A 19,961-nucleotide genomic window follows, 5' to 3' on the forward strand; every position below is an offset into this window, starting at 1 on the left:
AGCCTAGCTGCCACCGCTGACACCGCCGCTCAGAGAATTATCGATACGCGGTCGCGGATCTGCTCGGCGATGCGCTCGGGAGACGCCGAGGCATCCAAGACGAGAAAACGTTCGGGCTCTGCCTTTGCGAGGGTCCGGAATGCCTCGCGGACGCGCGTGTGGAAGTCGAGCTTCTCGGCTTCCAGCCGGTCGAAGGGCTTGTCGGCCGAGTCGAGGCGCACGCGTGCCGCGGCAGGGTCGAGATCGAGCAGCAGAGTCAGGTCGGGCAGTGCGCCCTCGGTCGCCCAGAGAGAGAGATCGCGCACCTGAGAGCCGTCGAGCACGCGCCCTGCCCCCTGATAGGCGACCGAAGAATCGAGGTATCGGTCCTGCAGCACGATCTCGCCGCGATCCAGCGCAGGCTGCACCACAGTCGCGACATGATGCGCACGATCAGCGGCGTAGAGCAGCGCCTCGGCACGAGGAGCGATTTCGCCTCTGTGATGGAGGACGATGTCGCGGATCAGCTGGCCGACCTCACTCCCACCGGGTTCACGGGTGCGAAGCACCGTGTGACCGGTGCCTGCGAGCCAGGACTCGAGCAACCCGGCCTGAGTCGTCTTGCCCGAGCCATCGCCTCCCTCGAGAGTGATCCACAGCCCGGGCCGTGAGCTCACGCGTCCGCCTTCTTCTTCGCAGCGTTCGCAGCGCGCGTCGCCGCGGCCTTCTTCGCCGCAGCCGATCGGGCCGCAGCCTTCTCAGCATCCGTCTTCGGCGCGGCAGTCTTCTTGGCCGGAGCCTTTTTGGTAGCGGCCTTCTTCGCTGGAGCCTTCTTCGCACCGCGCTTGGTGGCAGGGCCCTTCGCACGCTTGTCGGCGAGCATCTGCACGGCGATCTCGAAGGTGATGTCCTCGGGCTTCTGCCCGCGCGGAATCGTCACGTTCGTCTCACCGTCGGTGACATACGGGCCGAACCTGCCGTCACGCACCCGGATCGGCTTGCCGCTGACCGGGTCGGCCTCGAACTCGGCGAGCGCGCTGGACGCACGACGCGAGCCTGCGCCGTACTTGGGCTGAGCGTAGATCGCGAGTGCCTGCTCGAGCGTGACGTCGAAGATCTGCTGCTCGCTTTCGAGCGAGCGAGAGTCGGTGCCCTTCTTCAGGTACGGACCGTATCGGCCGTTCTGCGCGGTGATCTCATCGCCGGACTCCGGATCGGCGCCGACCACGCGCGGCAGGCTCAGCAGTTGAAGTGCCGTGTCGAGATCGATCGTGTCGACCGACATCGAGCGGAACAGCGAGCCGGTGCGGGGCTTGGGAGCGTCCTTCTTGGCCGCCTTCTTCTTCTTCGGCGCCTCGACGACCTCACCGGTCTTCTCGTCGACGACGGGAGCGTCCTCCGGCAGGTTCTCCTGCACGTAGGGGCCGTACCGACCGTCCTTGACGACGATGACACGGCCGTTCTCGGGGTTCTCACCGAGCACCCGGTCTCCGGCGACGGGAGCGTCGATGAGCTCCTGAGCCTTCTGTGCGGTCAGCTCGTCGGGCGCCAGGTCCTCAGGAACGTTGACGATGCGTCCGCGCTCTTCAGGGTTGGCCGGGTCGACGACCTCGAGGTACGGACCGTACTTGCCGAAGCGAAGGGTCGCGGTGTCGGTGATCTTCGTCGAGTTCAACGCGCGGGCGTCGATCTCGCCGAGGTTGTCGACGACCTGCCGCAGGCCCACGTGCGCGTCAGAGCCGTAGTAGAACGACTTCAGCCACTCCACGCGCTTCTGCTCGCCGCGGGCGATGGCATCGAGGTCATCTTCCAGCGCTGCGGTGAAGTCGTAGTCGATGAGCTCAGCGAAATGCTCTTCGAGCAGACGCACGACGCTGAACGCCATCCAGGTCGGGACGAGCGCCTGGCCGCGCTTGGTGGCGTAGCCGCGATCGATGACGGTGCCGATGATGCTGGCGAACGTCGACGGACGCCCGATGCCGTGCTCTTCCAGAGCCTTGACCAGCGATGCTTCGGTGTAGCGGGGCTTCGGTGTGGTCTTGTGGCCCTTGGCCTCAGCATCCGACATCGCCAGCTCGTCGCCGACGGCGACGGCGGGCAGGGACTGATTGGTGGCAGCGTCGGCGTCGCTGCGCTTCTCGTCCTTGCCCTCTTCATAGGCGTCGAGGAAGCCCTTGAACGTGTAGACCGTTCCGGATGCCGTGAATTCGACGCTCTTGCTGTCCGCCTGGACCGCGATGGTCACGGTGGTCGTCTCATACTTCGCGTCTGCCATCTGGCTGGCGACGGTGCGCTTCCAGATCAGGTCGTACATCCGCAGCTCTTCGCGGTCGAGCTCGCCCGAGACCGACGAGGGCTTGCGGAAGTTGTCACCGGATGGGCGGATCGCCTCGTGAGCCTCCTGCGCGTTCTTGCTCTTGGACTTGTAGACACGGGGCTTCAGCGGCACAGCACTGTCGCCGTAGAGCGCAACGGCCTGGCTGCGCGCCGCCTGCACGGCCTGGGTGCTCAGGGCGACCGAGTCGGTTCGCATATAGGTGATGAAACCCTTTTCGTACAGGCGCTGAGCAACGCTCATGGCCTGCTTCGCACTCATCGAGAGCTTGCGACCTGCCTCCTGCTGCAGCGTCGAAGTCGTGAACGGCGCATAGGGGCTGCGCGTGCCAGGCTTTGCCTCGACCTTGGTGACGGTTCCGGCGCCTGCCGCATCGACCGCGTTGGCGAGGGCAGTGGCGTCCCTCTCGGAGAGGATGACGACGGCCTTCTTGAGCTTTCCGGTGTCGTCGAAGTCGGTGCCGCGGGCGAGCTGTCCGCCATCGACGCGCACCATGCGCACGCGGAAGGCGCTCCCGGATGAAGCGGATGCTTCGACATCCCAGTACTCGGCGTTCACGAACGCCATGCGCTCGCGCTCCCGCTCGACGATCATGCGGGTGGCAGCGGACTGCACACGTCCTGCGGACAGACCGGTCTTTACCTTGTACCAGAGCACAGGCGAGACATCCCAGCCGTAGAGCCGGTCGAGGATGCGCCTTGTCTCCTGCGCGTCGACGAGTGCGAGATCAAGCTCGCGGGTGTTGCCGACGGCGGCCTGAATGGCGTCCTTGGTGATCTCGTGGAACACCATGCGCTTGACGGGCACCTTGGGCTTGAGGGTCTCGAGCAGATGCCAGGCGATCGCCTCGCCCTCGCGGTCCTCATCAGTTGCGAGCAGGAGCTCGTCAGCGCTCTTCAGCGCGCGCTTGAGTTCGGCGACGGTCTTGGTCTTGCGATCAGAGACGACGTAGTAGGGGTCGAAGCCGTTATCGACGTCGATCGAGTACTTCCCGTAGGCCTGCTTGTCCGCAGCCGGGATGTCCTTCTTATCTGCGAGGTCGCGAATATGGCCGACAGAGCTGAGTACCTCGTAGCCATCGCCGAGGTACCCCTGAATCGACCGCATCTTCGTCGGAGACTCGACGATGACGAGCTTCTTGCCTTCAGCCAAGGGTGCGTCCTTTCTTCGAAGCACACCATACACACCACGGTCGTGGTGTGCTCACAGCATTGCCGCGAGCGGAGCCTCGGGGTGTCGCCGTCAGAATCCCTCGGGTGGCCCGGCACGGGCTCGGGAGACGGCAGCAAGTCCAGCGTACGCCGCCTCGACCCGAACAGTCGCCACAAAACCATCGATTGCGCATTCCACGAGCACGGTCCCGGATGCCGCGGCCGCTCTGGCGGCGAGCGCGCAGGGTGCCTCTTCGGTGATGATCGCACCGGAGGCGGCATCTGCCGCGGCCAGCGCCGCAGCATCCGCCGCCCCGGCTGCCCGCTGCGCCGTGACGGCTGCGCCGCCCGCAGTGGCGAGCCCCGCTGCGAGAGTCGCGGCGACGGCGAGGAGGCTGGCAGACAGCGCGGTCCCTGCCATCAGAGTCCCCCGGCGAGCGCGCAGCTGGATGCCGCGAGTGGGATGCTGATGAGTCGGCCGATCTGCGCATCGATCTGCGCGTGCACGCAGACGAACTCGCCCCGCGCTTCGCTGGACACGATCGCCTCGCCCACCGATGCCGCCACGGCGGCACGCGCTGCCCCTTCGCTCTCGCCGCGGCCGAGCAAGCGCGCAGCATCTGCGGCACCGTCCTGCAGCGACACGAGCTGTGCCGCAGCGCCCAGTGCGCCCGCACCCAGCAGCAGAGTGAGGATGACCGCGGGAAGCGCGAGGGCGAGTTCTGCGGCCACCGAGCCGCGCTCGGCATCGCCTCGCAAGCCAGCTTTCGGCATGGTCATGTCCTCATGAAACGGTCAGCGCCCGGCGAACGAGGTCGGTGAGAATACCGCGGACCTCGTCGGATCGCATGATGACGACCAGCAGGCCGGCAAAGGCAACCGCCGCCATCGTCCCCGTAAGCAGAGTTACGCGGGATTCTTACCTCCCTTCGAGTTCCAGATCGAGGAACGGAGGGTCGCATGAAGACCTGTACGAAGTGCGCCCAGACCGAGAGGGAACAGACGACATGAAACCTGGGAACGAAGAGGGCTACGCCGAGCGCCTCGCGCGCTTGGACGCCGACGCCGAGTACGACCGGTTGCTGACCGAGCAGCGCGAGCAGATCACCGCCGCGCGCCGGGACGGTACACCCGAGCCGCCATCATTCCGCCGCAAGGACGGCGAGGTGGTCTACAGCAAGAAGACCACAACGGAGGTTCGGCTCAGAGCCGCACAGCGAGCGGCCACTGCCGCCGAGATGAAGGCGCACCGCTACTCGTGGGAGACCATCGCGCAGACGCTTGGTTACAAGAACGCAGCCGTGGCACGCAAGTCGGTTGAACGGTACATCGACCGGCTCCCGCAGGAGTCGATGGAGTTGCTGCGGGCACAGGAGTTGGCGGACCTTGACCACGCGGAGGCGACGCTCGCCGACCGCATCGGGCAGGGCGACGTCCAGGCCATCGAGTCGATGTTGAAGATCAAACACCACCGAGCCCGCATCACCGGGTTGTACGACCGGACGTTGAGCGCGGCGGGCACTGAGATCGAGCTGGTGGTGGTGCAGACCACCCACGAGGTCGCGCGCATCGTGAAGGCCGACCCTGACATGCCCGTTGAGCAAATCATCGCGGCGATCTCGACGGCCACCAACTAGACCACCGCGCCGGGCGGTTTCTCCTCGGCACCACAACCAACGGAAGGAACACAAGATGGCAAAGTCAACACCCGCAGGGGTCGAGCGCGAGCTGGAGTCGGCGCTGGGCCGGTTCAAGGAGCGTGCGGCCTCGGTGAAGGACTCGCACCGCTCGGCGCGTCAGAAGATCCAGGACGACCCGATGCTGTCCGGCCTCGCGAAGCAGACCCGCATCGCTGACTTGGACAAGGAGACCAAGGGCAAACTCGATGCGATCAAGGGCGAGCAGGAGTCCAAGGTTCGCGACGTCCGCACTCGGCTGGAGCGGGAGCTGCTCGGGGATCAGCCTTCGGATGCTTCTAGTGTGCTCCTGCGTCGGGATGCGGCGGACCGTGCGCGCCGGATTTCCGATGAGGCCGACGCGCTCGCGGTGCTCGGTGACGCTGTCCGTGGTGGCGATGACTCCCTGGCGCACGCCGTCGGTAGCCGTGCCCGTCAGTCAGGGTGGGTTGACACGCTAGACGCGTACCGGGAAGCGCACCCGGGGTCCGCAGATTCGGCGGTAGCGCTCGCGTTCGTGGAGGGTCTGGCGAGCGACCCGGGCCAGAACCTCGCGAACGGCATCACCTACTCCGCGCCCTGAGCACCGCGCGTCTTCGGCGACCTGGAGCCCCGGCACCCCTCCCGGAGGGCGTCGGGGCTCCGTTGTGTCCAGGAGGGCCCCACCGGAGGCCGGGGCGGTCCTACTCCGCCGGTGCTGGTACCTCCGGACGGTGCCGGATGCGTGTCGCTGCCTCTTCCGTGGTCAGTTTGTCCCGCCTCCACAGCGCGAGAGTGTCGGCGGCGTTGTCCCTGTCGAGCTCGCGTTGGTTGTCACTCGGCTCATCCTTCGCCGTGGCCAGCTCGTAAGCGGCTTCGAGAGGTGCACTGTCCGCAACGTTTGCCGCCATCTGCGCAACCCGAATCGAGGTCAACAGCCGCGCGTTTGCCACGTGCGGAGTTTCAACTGCGAGGTTCGCCTTGGGCCCGTATGCGAACGGGAACGCCCTCACCGCTCCGTTTAGTCCGCCGAAATTCTGAATGACCTGACCGACCGCGTCGTCGAGGCCCTGTTTATAGGCGCGCTTCTTGTCCCGCCGTCCCAGATCCAGCGCGAATCCCCATGCGGCGAGCGCGCCCACGAGCGCACCACCAAGCGCGCCCCACATGGTGGCCCAAAATGTGTCCCAGAAGTCCATGCTCGAACCTTATCGAGTAGCCTCCTGGCATGGACGATCTATCCCGCCAGCGGCAATTACGGCTGGAGCGTGACGCACTCGCGATGGACGTGCCGAACTGTCCGGCGTGCCTGCACCAGATGGAGCCCGCCGAGGCGAATGGCGAGTACATATGGGAATGCCACGAATGTGGCGCGACGCGCTTTCCATGACTACGCGAGCTCGAATCTACTGGCGCAGGATGTCCATGTAGGTCGCCGTTGTCTCTCGCGACTCCCATGCCGCCTTGATGTGCTCAGCCAGTTTGTCCACGTCACGGACCACAGTGCTGGGCCAGAGATTTGGGCTGTAGTCTTCCACACGGAGCATGTGATCGACGTCGAAGATCGCTCCGGTGCCGGTCGCACGAACCAGCGCTGTAGGGAGACCCGAATGCAGGCGCATCCCGAGTTCAAACAACACGTTCGGGTTGTGTTCGGTGAGGTCCACCACCACGAGGTCGGCGTCCAGTAGTTCATTGACGATGGTTCGCTGAATTACGTCTGATCCTTGACGCTTGGCCGTTCGAACGATGAAGCCAGCCTTGACAATCGCTGGGCTAAGGACCGCGCTCATCACCTCGTCGAAGAACCCCTTGGGGTGCGCCGGGTCGCGCTCGCTAAACGGCATCGCGACGAAGCAGACCGGAGCGTCCCCGTTCTTCCGCTTGGGGGCCGCGACGACTTCCGTGCGGCCCGCGTCAACAGCCGCAGGTGCGCCCTCGACTTCGCCTTCGTCGTAGTCGACGAACCGACAGTTCTTCCGGAACAGGTCCACGAAGTCCGCCACGAGCGAGCGGTCAATCTCGTACACGTCGCTGAGCGTGTTGGAGAGGAAGGGTTCTTCGGGCAGGTTGTTCCCTTGATAGTGCTCGAAGACTTTACGGAAGAGGTCGACTTTGAAGAACGCTTCCCGTAGGGCGGGTTGGTAGTCAGCAGGGTCAGTTGGAGACACGATCCGTCGCCCGAGCGACGTCAGGCTGACTTCCGGGGTGTCGCGCGTGCCCTCAGTCATGCCGTAGTCGCGCGAAGCTGTCGTGAGATAGTAGAAGTTCCCGGACTTCGGGCCGAGCTTCACGGCGGTGGCGACCTCGCTCGGGGCCCACGGGTTGCTGCCGTTCTTCTCCTTGATTACAGACGGCACGCGGATAGCGTCTTCAAGCGTCTTACGCGGGAAATCACGCGGCACACTCGGCGCGCGCTTCCTCTTCGTAGAGCCGCCGCCCTCGTCGGCCTGTTCGGTCGCGTCGATGACTTCCGCCTCGTCGGGCTCGGTGAGATCGTCGTCGGTTGCCATCGTTCTACCCCCAGAAGTCATGTCCACGGATCAGTCCATGGGCTAAGCCTCAGTCTACGAGAAGTTGTCGACACTACGGAGGCAGAAATCTGCCGGTCGTCACGGCGTTTCCTGGTCGGGTTAACACACCCCTACAGGTTGCTCTTGAGCCAAGCGTTCAACTTGTCCGAGAGACCGTGTGTCGCCCAGCCCTGCCCGCCTACTGTGACCACCACTACGTCGTCGTTGGCGTCGATGTGTTGCTTGATCTTGTCGCGAAGCTGACCGGCGGTCAGCGACGTGTTGACGAAGAAGCTGCTCTTGAGCGGCTTCGCCCAGCCGTTGTGTGACTTCAGGTAATCAATCAGTTTCGTGTAGTCCTGACCAGACTTGTTGAGGTCGTAGTTGACCCAGTGAACCGCCATGTATGCCTCCTCGGGTACGCGGGAGCGGACGCTTCAGAGAATACGTGCGGCCACGGACATTGAACTGGTGAACTGCCACGCCTGCCTCGGTGTCGCGTGCAGCCAACGTCCGTGCCCGCCCGTAGGATCAAGACATCGCCGGGCCGACCCGTGCGCTTCTCTGAAGGAGTGATCAACCCTCGTGTCCTTGAACAGCAATCTCAGCGCCGCGAAGACCGCGAAAGAGGATGAGTTCTACACTCAGCTCTCCGACATCGAACGCGAGCTGAAGCACTACAAGAAGCACTTCGAAGGCAAGGTTGTCTACCTCAACTGTGACGACCCCAGGGTGAGCAACTTCTTCCACTACTTCAGCTACAACTTCGAGAAGCTCAAGCTGAAGAAGCTCATCGCAACGTGCTATAAGAACCAAGACGTCGACCTCTTCAGTCAGAACGACGCCGAAGAAGCGATCTACCTGGAGTACGAAGGCGACAAGAGCGGGAACGGCGTACCAGACCTCGAAGAGATCGGCATCAAGCCGCTGAAGGGTAACGGCGACTTCCGGAGCGCGGAGAGCATCGAGCTCCTGAAACAAGCGGATATCGTGATCACCAATCCGCCGTTCTCCCTCTTCCGCCAGTACATCGCCCAGCTGATGAAGTACGAGAAGCAGTTCCTGATCGTAGGCAACCAGAACGCGATCAGCTATAAGGAAATCTTCGCGCTCATCAAGAGCAACAAGCTCTGGCTCGGCAATCACAATGGCGACATGAGCTTCAAAGTGCCTGACTACTACGAGCCTCGCGCCACCCGATTCTGGGTAGACGAGGACGGGCAGAAATGGCGGAGCCTCGGCAACGCATGTTGGTTTACGAATCTTGACTTCAGTAAGCGCCACGAGGACCTGATCCTCTACAAGACGTACGCCGCGGAGGAGTACCCGACCTACGACAATTACGATGCCATCGAGGTGTCTAAGGTCGCGGACATCCCGGCAGACTACGACGGCGTGATGGGTGTACCACTCACATTCCTCGGCCAGTACAACCCCGACCAGTTCGAGATCCTCGGACTGAGCGGTACCGACTACCCGGTCACCAAACGCTATGGCAAGAAGGAACGCGTCGTGGACGGGAAGCGCCAGAAGTCCAACACGGGAACGTTGGGCTGTGTGGTTCGAACCGACTCGTTCGGTCCGGGGACTCACTTCGATGTTGGCTACCCCGTCAAGGGAATCTATCGACGACTGTTCATCCGCCGCAAAGGAGCGACTGCATGAAGATCGAACCGCGAGAGATTAGCGTCCGCGAACTCACAAAGGACTACGAGGACAACGACGAAGGCGGCGTGGTCGGATTCGGCGGGAAGCTCGACATCCGCCCGCCCTACCAGCGTGAGTTCGTTTACAAGGACAAGCAGCGAGACGCGGTGATCGACACTCTCGTCAAGGGTTACCCGCTGAACGTCATGTACTGGTCGGTGCGCGACAACGTGGAGGAAGACGACGAGCGCGCATACGAGGTCATGGACGGTCAGCAGCGCACTATCAGCGTCTGTCAGTACGTCGAAGGTGACTTCGCCTTTGATGGTCGTTACTTTCACAACCTCCAGGCCGACGAGAAGGAGCAGATCCTCGATTACAAATTGACTGTCTATCTCTGCTCTGGCACAGACAGCGAGAAGCTCGCGTGGTTCGAGACGATCAACATCGCTGGGGCTGAACTCAGTGAGCAGGAGCTCCGGAACGCGGTCTATTCGGGACCATGGGTCACGGACGCGAAGCGTTACTTCAGCAAGCGGAACTGCCCTGCACACGGCCTCGCCGAGAAGTACATGGCTGGAGAGTACATCCGCCAGAAGTACCTTGAAACCGTCGTCAAGTGGATCAATGGCGGCGACATCAAGGGTTACATGGCTACCCATCAGCACGACCCGAACGCGAACGAGCTTTGGCTTTACTTCCAAGCAGTAATTGCGTGGGTGAAGAGCACCTTCCCGACGTATCGAGCGGAGATGAAGGGGCAGCCGTGGGGTGAGTTGTACAACCAGTTCAAGGACAAGCCGCTCGACTCGGCGAAGCTCGAAGCCGAAGTCACTCTTCTCATGCTCGACAATGACGTGGAGCGTAAGCGCGGCATTTACAGCTACGTCCTCGACCGGCAGGAGCGCCACCTCAACATTCGCGCGTTCTCCGACAAGGACAAGCGCGAGGCCTTCGAACGCCAAAAGGGTGTCTGCGTGAAGTGTGGCGAGACGTTCGCCATCGAAGAGATGGAACCCGACCACATCACGCCGTGGAGCCAGGGTGGCAAGACGATCGCGGCGAACTGTCAGATGCTCTGCATCTTCGACAACCGGAGCAAGGGCGCAAAGTAGCGCGTTCCGCACGGGGACCGACGCCCCCATAGGAAACGGATCGATCAATAGCGAAACCTACTGGTCAGACAGTAAAATTGGATCTGTCGATCCGGCGTGTACCCCGGTAGACCTTGGGGCCCCCGGCGGATTCGCACCGCATCCGGGGGTCCCGCTCTGTTGAGGGGACCATCGCGACACGTCGGGAGGACTCAATAATTGACAGGTGAGGCTGGGTACTGTAATGTCCCCCCTGAAATTGAAGAGCGACACAGGATCAGGGCTAGCGAAGCCCCGATCTGAGCAGGGAAGTGGTACACAATGTCCCTGCCGGTGAGCAAAACCTACTAACGCGCACCGTATCCCAATGAGGGTGGAAGACCCGTCGAGTATCGACGGGAGGATGAGGTTTCGACCTCAGGCATCCCCTCCCCACCGCCCCGGCGGTGGGTCTGGATACGGGGTGCGTTTTGTCGTTCTTGGCACCCCCTTTCTAGAGGGAAGTGCACGGTGGCTATTACACCGATTACACACTGGGAAGCCGAACGGCTTCCTGATGAGGACATCGCAACCCTGTTGAGGTTGCTGTTCTCACCGATCGCCGACGCCGGGCAGGTGGCGGCGTGACAACCATTCACCGCGCGCAGCGGCTCCGCAGTCACCTGCCGGCAAGCTCGACGCCGACACCGCATTCTGGCTCACTGCCTGCAGCACCGCATGGATGTTCGGCATCGCCGTGGCCGCTCTCGCCGTTCAGGTGGTGAGCTTCTGATGGTTCGCCTCACTCCTGACATCGCGCAACGGCTGGAGACCCCAGACGACCCCGAGGTCATCACCAAAGCTCTCGGATGGGCCGACCGCGGGTGGCCAGTCTTCCCACTCCGTCACAACGACAAGACCCCCGCGATCCCCAGTGCACACAAGGGCCAGAAGGGTCCGAAATGCGACGGTCGCTGTGGCAAGCTCGGTCACGGCGTCCTCGACGCCTCGACTGACCCCGAGACGGTCCGGCGGCTGTTCGCCGCGTACCCGAACGCCAACATCGGTGGTGCGGCAACCGACCGAGTGGTCTTCGACTTCGACGTCCAACACGGGGCCGACCGCCTCGATGTGTTCCCGAAGTCCAGAGAGCACCTGAGCGGTCGCGGTAACGGGAACGCCCACCTGATCTACCGGGTCGGCGGCGACCTGGCCCGCATCGTCAAGCCAGGAGCCCACGTCCTCGGCAGAGGCATCGACATTCGCGCCACCCACGGCGCGTACGTGGTTTTGCCGCCATCGACCCACCCGGAGACGCTCAAGCCCTACATCGTGGCGGACGAGGCAGTGCCAGAGCACGTCCTGACCGACGACGAGCTGCGCGCGATCTTCGCCGCCTACGGCGTGCCGGTGCCAGGCGAGCGGAAGAGCCCCAGCGCGGGCTCTCCGTCGTCTTCCTTTGAGCTCCCAGCGGGTGGGGTGCGTCTCGGTGGCCCGACGATTGCCGACCTCCTCGGCAACCCGCCCGTGCGGCAGGAAGGCCAGACCAACGACTGGCTGACGAGGGTGGCCGGGCATTACGCCAACCAATACCGCGACAAGCGCGACCTCTACGAACTTCACGTTCGACGCGCAGCGGGGATGGTCGATTCCGGCTACGAGGACATCGAGACCGTCCTGGAGTCGATCTGGGGCAGTGAGCAGGCAAAGCCGATCCCCGAGGACGAGCGCCAGCAGCGAATCGCCGAGCGGGTGGAGTCAAAGCTCGTCGAACACGAAGCCAAGATCGCCTTCGGTCGAGCCCTCGCCGAGCTTGACCCCGCCGCACCATTCGACCTCGGCACGCTGGAAGAAGTACTCGCGCGCCCGGAGCGGGAACAGTTCCGGATCGAAGGGCTGATGCTCGCCGACGGGTTCACTTCGATCGTGGCGCAACGCAAGACCGGCAAGACCACGCTCAACCTGAACATGGCCGATGCGCTGATCTCAGGTCGTGACTTCCTCGGCAGGTTCCCGGTGACGCCCATCGACGGCACCGTGGCGATCCTCAACTACGAGGTGAGCGGCCACCAGCTCGGGCTCTGGGCTGACAAGGTGGGCGTCGATCGCAAACGACTCATCCTGGTGAATCTGCGCGGTCGTCGGAACCCGTTGGTGCACGAGCAGGACCGCGCCGGGCTCGTCGCCAAGCTGCGCGCCTACGACGTCGAGTCGCTGTTTGTCGACCCGTTCAGTCGGGCGTTCTATGGCGAGTCGCAGCAGGACAACACGCAGGTGCAGGCGTTCCTCAACGACCTGGACGTGTTTGCCCGCTCCGAGGTCGGCGCACGAGATGTGGTCCTCAACGTCCACGCAGGTTGGAACGGGAACCGGTCACGCGGTGCGTCCGCTCTGGAAGACCACCCGGACTCGATCGTCTGGCTTCGCAAGAACGAGGACGACGGCGACAACGGGCCGCGATTCCTCTCCGCACTCGGTCGCGATGTCGATGTGGACGAGGACCAGCTCGGGTTCGACCATTCAACACAGCGACTCAGCCTCACTGGGCTTGGGTCGCGCCAGCAGGCGAAGCGTGAGCAGAAGGTCGCCGACCTCGAACCACGCATCGCACGGATCGTGACAGCAGAGCCCGGCATCAACACGGCAGGGGTCACCGACGCGCTCCGACGGAGCGGCATCCCGTTTCAGAAGGGCGACGAGACGCGCACCCTTCGGGACATGCGCGAAGGCGGGCGTATCGGTTGGGCGAAGGGCCGGAACAATGCCCAGCGTTGGTACCCCTCTGGGCACCCGGACGCTGAGACGAAAGCCCCTCTCGCCGGTATCGCGCAGGAGGAGTTCTGATGCAATCTCCCCGGAATCTCCCCACGATTACCTCCCCGGAATCTCCCCGACCGGTTCTGGCCCGTCATGACGGGATCTCCCCGAATCTCCCCGAGCCTCCCCGACAGTCTCCCCACCCAATCTCCCCGACCCCCTTTAGGGGGCGGGGAGACGGGGAAACTCGCGGGGACACCCAGCCGGGGCAACCAGACGCAAACGCCAAAACAAACAACCTCTCACGTTTTCCCAACGTCTTCGCACGTAAGGAGCGCCTCTCATGAACGACATGACAGCAGTAGACACGGCGCAGGTACGCCGGATGGTGCCGCGCATCCGACGAATGCTTGCCGAGTCCTCGGAGGGGGTGGCCCGTGCGGCGCTCCGTCGCCGACTGAACAGCCGCGAGAAACACCTTTACGACGCCGCGCTCGACCTCCTGATCGCGGTGGGCGACGTCGTGGCCGAACCGACCACGGTGCACGGCGGCACCCGCTACAAGCTCACCGCCGCTGCCGAGTTGGAAGACGGACGACGGGAACGGAACGAACGATGAACAGTCAAGGCAGAGCACCCGTGGTCAAGTGCGGCATGTGCAGCAAGCCGATTCCCGCCAGCGCCTCGCACTACGTCATCGAGCACGACAGCGGCGGTTGGGACGTGTGGTGTTACCCCTGTGCGGCCAGTCCGACGGCTCACCAGAGGGTCGCGCCGAGGTGTGGGGACGCCGACCGGTGCGACATCTGGTTCCCGCACCCCGGTTTCAAGCTCGTCATGTGCGAGACGCGGGCGGCGTACCGCCGATATGTCCGCGAGCGTGGAGGTGTGGCGATGCAGGCATCTGCCCGTGGGCGCTCTCCGGGACTCGCGACACACAGACCCCCGGAAGTGCCCGCCGGAGCCCCCGAGGTCACGGGAGATGTCGCCGGGGGCTCACGGTGATCGCTTCCTGCCAGGCACTGGCACCGAGTCGACCTGATCGGGTTCCAAACGAGCAGCTGCGGATCTTGACCTGCCGTCACGATGCCTGCGTGACCGCCCGGAACGAGAAACACCAGGTCGTGCGAGCGTCCGACTGCGCAACAGCCGCCGCGCGTGCACCGCCGCGCCGTCCCGCGTTTGACAACCACCAACACCAACCAAGGAGAACAGACATGACCACCACCCACCCATACAAGACCGCAGTGCAGTTGCTGGCAGAGCACAACCCCGACCACGTGCAGGCGCGACTCCTGGAGACGAAGCAGAGGCGCAACCGCGCCGAGGCGGCCTTCGAAGGTGCGAAGCACTCCGCGATGGAGACCTTCATCTACGTACCGGGATCAGTCGCAGGCGAAGGCCCCTTCGCGGGGCTCAAACCTGGCGAACTTGAACTGCTCCGCGCGGCTCGTGTGGAGCGAGCTCAGCAGGCATGGGTTGAGTACCTCGACGCGACGTCCGACTTTGACTTCTGCAAAGCCAACTACGCCTGACCGGGCCCCGGTGCTGCCGCGCCGCCTGGGCTTTCGACCATCACCAACACCATTCAAGGAGAACAACATGACTACCAACAACAACGACATGACCGTCGACCAGTTCGAAGCCGAGGCTACGGACAGTGGGCACTACGACGTCGAAACCGCCGAGCTGGCTTACGCCGCCGCATGGAGCGAGTATGAGGCCGCACGTTCGCGCTTCATGGACATGATGCTCAACGGTGGCACCGAGGTTCCGCTCGACCAGCGGCTCGGCCTTGACGACATCACCGACACAGAGCGCGAGTTGATCCGTGCCGACCGCCTGATGCACGCTCAGTCTGCTTGGGGCCTGTTCCAAGAAGCCGAGGGCGACTACATGAACGCAGTTGATTTGGACGACGTGCCCGAGCAGCGCCTGCCCTGACCAATCCCGCCGGGGGTCGCCGAGTCTTCTTCGCCGATCCCCGGCACTGTCCACCGCAGACGCGCGACACGTCCGGACTGCATCACCGTCTTGACGCGATATATCTCGATACATTTTACTGGAAGCGAAGCCAGAAAACACCTGGTCAACCATCAGATCGGATACCCCATGAGCGCCAAGGCAACCGCCACCCAGATCCCCCTCAACACCTGCGCATGCGGCACCTGCCACGAGCAGGTCGGCCCCAAGGCGATTTACCGCCCCGGCCACGACGCCCGGCACGTCTCCGCGCTGCTGGGCGGGCTCATCAACCTGCACGCGGACGGCGGCAAGGTCACTAAGGCCCTGATCGCCACCGAAGCCCGGAACCTCCCGAGCGAACGCCTCCAGGCGAAGTTCATCCGCGCCGCCGAGCGCCTCGTGGCCAAGCAGGCCGACGCCGACGCCAAGGAGGCGAAGGTAGCGTGAATGCCGAAGACTTTTGGCCCGCGCATCTCGCCGTGCTCTCAAGAGTGCGTCGGGAGCGCCCCCGCACGTTCGAGGCAGTGAAAGCGATCCTCGACACCTTCTCTCCGCCGAGTCGGGGCGAAGCGTTCTTCCCGGACGGCGGTTTCGACAACCTTGCCGACGCGCTGCTCGCCGCCGGGTGGGGAGTCGAGTTCGACGAAGCCACCCACGCCTTCCGCGCCTGGCACCCCGGCGACCACGATGGGCTGATCTACGACCACGGCGACATCCGCAGGTGTTCGACGTCGGAGGCGACTCATGACTGAGTGGCGACCCGTCCCCGGCTACGAGGGGCTCTACGAGGTCTCGGACTCCGGGCGAATCCGCAACGCCCGCGCGACCCAAGGACGCCCCGCAGGCTACGTCCTGTCCACGCCCGTCAACCGGGTCACCGGATGCGCCGTCGTGCGCCTCTACGGACCCCAGGGCGGCAAGACACTGGCAGTGCATCGACTTGTGGCCCGCGCGTTCCACGGAGAGCCGCCCGCAGGAGCGAATGCCAAACACATCAACCGAATCAAGGCCGACAACCGCGCCGACAACCTCGAATGGCTACGTCATGAACGCTAAGCGCGCATCGGTCATCATCCGCGTGTCCACCGAGGAGCAGGTGGACGGCACGTCACTGGCCGACCAGGAACGCCTCTGCCTCGCGCTGATCGAGGGGCGCGGCTGGAAGTTCACCGGCAAGATCTACGCCGACCGTGGCGTGTCCGGCACCGCCGAAAACCGCCCCGGACTGACCGAAGCCCTCAAGGACGCCGCCAAGGGCGACTACGAAGTGCTCGTCGCGCTCAACATGACCCGCCTGTCCCGCAAGCTGCACATCAGCGCGAAGGTAATCGACGACCTCAACGAACTCGACGTAGCTTTCGTGTCCGTCCAGGAAGCTTTCATCGACACGACCACCTCGGCGGGGCGCGGCATGGCGGGAATCTTCTCATCGTTCGCCCAGATGGACCGCGACTCCATCGTCGAGAAAACAGCACGCGGTCAACGTGCCAAGGGTGAGGCCGGGCTGTGGCCCGGTGGCCACCCGCCGTTCGGCTGGCGACTCGAAGGCCACAAACGCACCGCGCACCCTGTCGCCGACGCGCGGGAACGTGAGGTGCTCGCCGAGGCATACCGGCTCCTGGTCACCCGGCGCTTGAACGCCTTCCAGGTAGCCGCGCGACTCAACGACGCCGGGATGAAGCCACGTAAGGCCGACGTCTGGAACCCCGAATCACTGCGCCGCGTCCTCGCCAACGAAACCATGTCGACCGGCGTTCTCGTGTGGGGTGCGCCGACGAGCGGCGGGCTGTACCCGAGGGCCCACAAGACCAAGGTCAAGCGTGACGGCACGCCCCGCTACGGCGACCCGATCCACCTGCAACTGCCGGAACCACCCTTCACCGCGTCCCAACATCGGGCGATCATTCGGGCGCTGTCGAGCCGGTCGAGCCGTGGCAAGGCGGCATCGCCGATCTCCCGCCCACTCACCGGTCAGGTGCGCGGCGAATGCGGCAAGCCGTATTACGGCGTGACGATCAAAGGCAAAGCCCCGGTGATGCGTTGCACCGGTCGTCGCCATCTGGCCGGTGACGCGAAGTGCACCTGCAAGCAGGTCGCATGGGAGCCCCTGGAATCCCGCGTGTGGGCGGCGGTGGTCGGGTTCCTGTCTGACCCGGCACGCCTTGAAGCCATGGCGCGGCAATACCTTGAACTGCCGACCGACGTGGGCGACGGCTCGCAGGATGCCACACTGCTCGCGGCGGTAGAACGGCAGATCGTGAAGCTGGAGCGCGCGCAATCGAACGCCGCACGGGAGGTGCTGCTGACCGATAACCCGGCCCCGATCCGCGAGGCGCTCGCGCAGGTCGAACGCGACCTGGTGGGGCTCAGGGAGCGCCGGGAGGGGTACCGGGCGCTGGCGTCGTCGGTGCAGGAGAAGGGCGAGGCGCTCCGCGACCTCGCAGCGCTGGCCGAGCGGGCACGCGGCAACCTGGACCAGCTGACCGAGGATCAGCGCCGCCAGGTGTACGACATCCTCCGGGTCCGCGTACAGATGACCGGTCCGATTGCGGGCGGCGTCGAACGTGTGGCGCAACCTGATGGTTTGAGCGTTTCAGGTGTCCTTGACCCTCGCCTGTGGGGCGAGGAAGGCCGCGACGGCGATTCGGGTGGAGGAAACCGCGACTCGGGCCCCCGCCCCCTGCCGAGCTTCCCCGTGCCGAGTAACTCGGAAGCGTCGGAGGATCGTCGTAATAGCGTATTCCGCCGTCGCGGCACCGGATTCGTCGGTGAACAGCGAGGCGGCACGCCGCGTCGTGAGGGTGGGGAGAGTGTTCATGTGTTCCTTCTTTCTTGTCGTTTTCTTCTTCGGGAGACCGTCGTCAGATCGGCAACGGCGTGGATGAGAGGACCGCGAGGATGAGCGGCGCGACGCCGAGCAGGAGAAAGGCGGGCAACGTGCAGACGCCGAGCGGGATCAGCAGATTCGAAGAGAGCTTCGCCGCGCGCATTCGGCCTTGCACCCGCGCATCATGGCGGTCCTGTGCCGCAGCGGCCCGCAGCAGTTCGCCCGCAGGCACACCAGCCGCACGAGAGAGTTCCAGCACCTCTCCCGTGCGCGCGCGACCGATCAGCCCCTGCGCCGGGCTGTCGTCGACCAGACGCAGAGAACGATCGATGGACGTGCCGCCGGAGAGCGCGACCGCCACCAGCTCTGCGTGCATTCCGGGACTGCCTGACGCAGGCCGCGCGCGGCGCAGCAGACGAGACGTCCACAGCCGCGCACAGAGCACGAGGAGCAGGCCTGTCACCAGGCAGCCCGTCCCGATCGGGTTGGTGACGAACACTCCCACTGTGTCGAACCCGAGCGCGAACCCGAGCAGCAGACCGGCGAACGGCATCCACAGCAGCAGACGCGCCGTCCCGGCGGGTTCGGCGAGTGCGATCTGAACGTCATCGGCTGCAGCGGCGGTATCCCGCATGGTTTCGGCGAGCGACCTGAGAACCTCGGCCAGGGGCGCGCCGACCGTCGACGCGACTTCCCATGCTGCGGCGACATCGCACCACGCCGCGCCTTCTGCTTCGATCGCCATCACCAGAGGCACGCCCTCGTCGCATCGGGCGACAACGCTTCGGGCGTGCTCGTCCCCGGAGTCCGCCAGATGCCGCCAGGCGTTCAGCGGCGCGGATCCTGCCTGCAGCAGCACGGCCAGCGTGCGGATCGAGACGGCTGCGGCCTCTGCTCCGCCGTCTCCCGTCGACCGCCTACGGAGCCTCACCACGGCCGCACCTCTTCGATATCGAGCCGATCGTTGTTCAGTCGGAAGCATCCCGCCTGAGCGAGCCGACGCACTCCGTCTGCGCCGCGGGCAAGATGCAGCACCACGGTGAACGCGCTCACCGCTTGGCGTGCGAGAGCGGTGGCATCCATCCCGGCGAGTGCACCCAGCGCTTCGAGCCGGGCCGGGACATCTGCAAGACCGCTGGCGTGCAGTGTTCCCGCACCCCCGTCATGCCCGGTGTTCAGCGCCGACAGAAGCTCGCGCACTTCTTCGCCGCGGCACTCCCCGACGACCAACCGGTCAGGGCGCATCCGCAGGGACTCCCGCACGAGCCGCGCGAGAGTGATGGAGCCAGCGCCCTCCAGATTCGACTGGCGCGTTTCCAGCGCGACATGGTGCGGATGTCTCGGACGAAGCTCTGCGACATCTTCGATCGTCACGATCCGTTCGCGCCCTGGCACCGCATGCAGCAGCGCCGACAGCAGGGTCGTCTTGCCCGTGCCCGTCCCGCCGGTGATGAGTATGTTCGCGCGCTCGACCACCAACCGCTCCAACCAGGCGCGTTGCGGAGCATCGAACGCTCCGAAGACTGCAAGGGCCTCCAGATCGATGGCACGTATCCGCGGAATGCGGATGGACAGCGCCGTCCCTCCCGTGGAAACCGGCGCGAGTACCGCATGAATGCGGATGCCGGATGCCAAGCGCACGTCCACACACGGCGACTGATCGTCGAGGTGACGGCCTCCCGCACCGATGAGCGCGACGGCAAGGTCGCGCACTTCCTTCTGCGAGGCGGCCCACGACGTGATGCGCTCCGCCCCTTCTCCTCTATCGATGAAGAGGCCACCGGCACCGTTGACGAAGACGTCTGTCACCTGCGGGTCGACGCAGTACTCGGCGAGGGGTCCCAACGCGCTGTCCACGTCCCTGGGCCCAGCCTCGCGGGAGTCCGACGCGAGCGAGCCCGCACGCGGCTGAATGATGAACGGCTGTGGCATCCCCCGACGCTATTGGCCGTGGCGTCCGCCCGATGGGTGTAAACCCACGTCCTGTGAGCAACTCACACGATCGCCGAAAGGTGGAGGACGACTGCCCGCAGGCACAGAAATGGGCGGCACCTCACGG

At 64.7% G+C, this 19,961-nt stretch carries 22 protein-coding genes and 1 pseudogene; 13 read left to right on the plus strand and 10 right to left on the minus strand.

The genetic code is table 11. The features are described from left to right. Window positions 1-29: 29 nt before the first annotated feature. The 5 genes and pseudogenes from tmk to ACTU6U_RS11130 all read right to left on the minus strand — a co-directional run. Window positions 30-656, minus strand: coding sequence for a dTMP kinase (gene tmk / locus ACTU6U_RS11110; protein ID WP_443469169.1), 627 nt, complete (start codon window positions 654-656; stop codon window positions 30-32). Then, on the minus strand, window positions 653-3,466 hold the full coding sequence (gene topA / locus ACTU6U_RS11115; RefSeq protein WP_443469170.1) for a type I DNA topoisomerase: 2,814 nt from the start codon (window positions 3,464-3,466) through the stop codon (window positions 653-655). Before topA ends, tmk begins: the two co-directional genes overlap by 4 nt. 90 nt (window positions 3,467-3,556) lie before the next feature. Next, on the minus strand, window positions 3,557-3,886 hold the full coding sequence (locus tag ACTU6U_RS11120; RefSeq protein WP_443469171.1) for a helicase: 330 nt from the start codon (window positions 3,884-3,886) through the stop codon (window positions 3,557-3,559). Next, window positions 3,886-4,239, minus strand: a complete 354-nt coding sequence (locus ACTU6U_RS11125) for a TadE family type IV pilus minor pilin (RefSeq protein ID WP_443469172.1) — start codon at window positions 4,237-4,239, stop codon at window positions 3,886-3,888. The genes ACTU6U_RS11120 and ACTU6U_RS11125 overlap by 1 nt, the downstream gene beginning before the upstream one ends. A gap of 10 nt (window positions 4,240-4,249) precedes the next feature. Further along, a pseudogene (locus tag ACTU6U_RS11130) lies at window positions 4,250-4,357 on the minus strand (DUF4244 domain-containing protein); the annotation flags it as partial. Between ACTU6U_RS11130 and ACTU6U_RS11135 the strand changes: the two are divergent. Both ACTU6U_RS11135 and ACTU6U_RS11140 read left to right on the plus strand, forming a co-directional pair. Beyond that, window positions 4,317-5,102, plus strand: coding sequence for a hypothetical protein (locus ACTU6U_RS11135; protein ID WP_443469173.1), 786 nt, complete (start codon window positions 4,317-4,319; stop codon window positions 5,100-5,102). The pseudogene ACTU6U_RS11130 and the gene ACTU6U_RS11135 sit on opposite strands and share 41 nt — an antisense overlap. Before the next feature lie 55 nt (window positions 5,103-5,157). Further along, a complete protein-coding gene (locus ACTU6U_RS11140) occupies window positions 5,158-5,724 on the plus strand; it encodes a hypothetical protein (RefSeq protein ID WP_443469174.1) in 567 nt (188 codons plus the stop codon). Window positions 5,725-5,824: 100 nt separating this feature from the next. Here ACTU6U_RS11140 and ACTU6U_RS11145 read toward each other — a convergent pair whose 3' ends face one another. Beyond that, window positions 5,825-6,319, minus strand: coding sequence for a hypothetical protein (locus ACTU6U_RS11145; RefSeq protein ID WP_443469175.1), 495 nt, complete (start codon window positions 6,317-6,319; stop codon window positions 5,825-5,827). A gap of 29 nt (window positions 6,320-6,348) precedes the next feature. On the opposite strand from ACTU6U_RS11145, the gene ACTU6U_RS11150 reads away from it, so the two are divergent. After that, window positions 6,349-6,510 carry a TFIIB-type zinc ribbon-containing protein gene (locus ACTU6U_RS11150; RefSeq protein ID WP_443469176.1) on the plus strand — a complete coding sequence of 54 codons (162 nt, stop codon included), beginning with the start codon at window positions 6,349-6,351 and terminating at the stop codon, window positions 6,508-6,510. A 16-nt stretch (window positions 6,511-6,526) separates the two neighbouring features. Here ACTU6U_RS11150 and ACTU6U_RS11155 read toward each other — a convergent pair whose 3' ends face one another. Together ACTU6U_RS11155 and ACTU6U_RS11160 are read right to left on the minus strand one after the other, a co-directional pair. Then, a complete protein-coding gene (locus ACTU6U_RS11155) occupies window positions 6,527-7,633 on the minus strand; it encodes a hypothetical protein (protein WP_443469177.1) in 1,107 nt (368 codons plus the stop codon). Between the two features lie 131 nt (window positions 7,634-7,764). After that, window positions 7,765-8,037, minus strand: a complete 273-nt coding sequence (locus ACTU6U_RS11160) for a hypothetical protein (protein ID WP_443469178.1) — start codon at window positions 8,035-8,037, stop codon at window positions 7,765-7,767. A gap of 187 nt (window positions 8,038-8,224) precedes the next feature. Between ACTU6U_RS11160 and ACTU6U_RS11165 the strand changes: the two genes are divergently transcribed. The 10 genes from ACTU6U_RS11165 (at window position 8,225) to ACTU6U_RS11210 (ending at window position 17,977) form a co-directional block, all read left to right on the plus strand. Beyond that, a complete protein-coding gene (locus tag ACTU6U_RS11165) occupies window positions 8,225-9,298 on the plus strand; it encodes an adenine-specific methyltransferase EcoRI family protein (RefSeq protein WP_443469179.1) in 1,074 nt (357 codons plus the stop codon). Further along, window positions 9,295-10,395, plus strand: coding sequence for an HNH endonuclease family protein (locus ACTU6U_RS11170; RefSeq protein WP_443469180.1), 1,101 nt, complete (start codon window positions 9,295-9,297; stop codon window positions 10,393-10,395). Before ACTU6U_RS11165 ends, ACTU6U_RS11170 begins: the two co-directional genes overlap by 4 nt. A gap of 750 nt (window positions 10,396-11,145) precedes the next feature. Continuing rightward, window positions 11,146-13,197 (plus strand): AAA family ATPase, encoded by a 2,052-nt coding sequence (locus ACTU6U_RS11175; protein WP_443469181.1) that lies wholly within the window; start codon window positions 11,146-11,148, stop codon window positions 13,195-13,197. 256 nt (window positions 13,198-13,453) lie between these two features. After that, on the plus strand, window positions 13,454-13,729 hold the full coding sequence (locus tag ACTU6U_RS11180) for a hypothetical protein (protein ID WP_443469182.1): 276 nt from the start codon (window positions 13,454-13,456) through the stop codon (window positions 13,727-13,729). A gap of 598 nt (window positions 13,730-14,327) precedes the next feature. Next, a complete protein-coding gene (locus ACTU6U_RS11185) occupies window positions 14,328-14,645 on the plus strand; it encodes a hypothetical protein (RefSeq protein ID WP_443469183.1) in 318 nt (105 codons plus the stop codon). Window positions 14,646-14,712: 67 nt separating this feature from the next. Beyond that, on the plus strand, window positions 14,713-15,054 hold the full coding sequence (locus ACTU6U_RS11190; RefSeq protein ID WP_443469184.1) for a hypothetical protein: 342 nt from the start codon (window positions 14,713-14,715) through the stop codon (window positions 15,052-15,054). A 168-nt stretch (window positions 15,055-15,222) separates the two neighbouring features. Further along, window positions 15,223-15,522: a hypothetical protein gene (locus ACTU6U_RS11195; RefSeq protein ID WP_443469185.1), complete on the plus strand. Its 300-nt coding sequence runs from the start codon at window positions 15,223-15,225 to the stop codon at window positions 15,520-15,522. Further along, entirely contained in the window at window positions 15,519-15,827 is a 309-nt protein-coding gene (locus tag ACTU6U_RS11200; protein ID WP_443469186.1) for a hypothetical protein, read from the plus strand. Before ACTU6U_RS11195 ends, ACTU6U_RS11200 begins: the two co-directional genes overlap by 4 nt. After that, window positions 15,820-16,131, plus strand: a complete 312-nt coding sequence (locus tag ACTU6U_RS11205) for an NUMOD4 domain-containing protein (protein ID WP_443469187.1) — start codon at window positions 15,820-15,822, stop codon at window positions 16,129-16,131. Before ACTU6U_RS11200 ends, ACTU6U_RS11205 begins: the two co-directional genes overlap by 8 nt. After that, window positions 16,121-17,977: a recombinase family protein gene (locus ACTU6U_RS11210; protein WP_443469188.1), complete on the plus strand. Its 1,857-nt coding sequence runs from the start codon at window positions 16,121-16,123 to the stop codon at window positions 17,975-17,977. Before ACTU6U_RS11205 ends, ACTU6U_RS11210 begins: the two co-directional genes overlap by 11 nt. On the opposite strand, the gene ACTU6U_RS11215 is transcribed toward ACTU6U_RS11210, so the two are convergent. Further along, on the minus strand, window positions 17,937-18,836 hold the full coding sequence (locus tag ACTU6U_RS11215) for a type II secretion system F family protein (protein WP_443469189.1): 900 nt from the start codon (window positions 18,834-18,836) through the stop codon (window positions 17,937-17,939). The genes ACTU6U_RS11210 and ACTU6U_RS11215 overlap by 41 nt on opposite strands. Then, window positions 18,830-19,834: a TadA family conjugal transfer-associated ATPase gene (locus ACTU6U_RS11220; RefSeq protein ID WP_443469190.1), complete on the minus strand. Its 1,005-nt coding sequence runs from the start codon at window positions 19,832-19,834 to the stop codon at window positions 18,830-18,832. The genes ACTU6U_RS11215 and ACTU6U_RS11220 overlap by 7 nt, the downstream gene beginning before the upstream one ends. Window positions 19,835-19,961 lie beyond the last annotated feature (127 nt).

Source organism: Microbacterium zouquanmingi (genome assembly GCF_052266695.1).
Classification (GTDB): domain Bacteria; phylum Actinomycetota; class Actinomycetes; order Actinomycetales; family Microbacteriaceae; genus Microbacterium.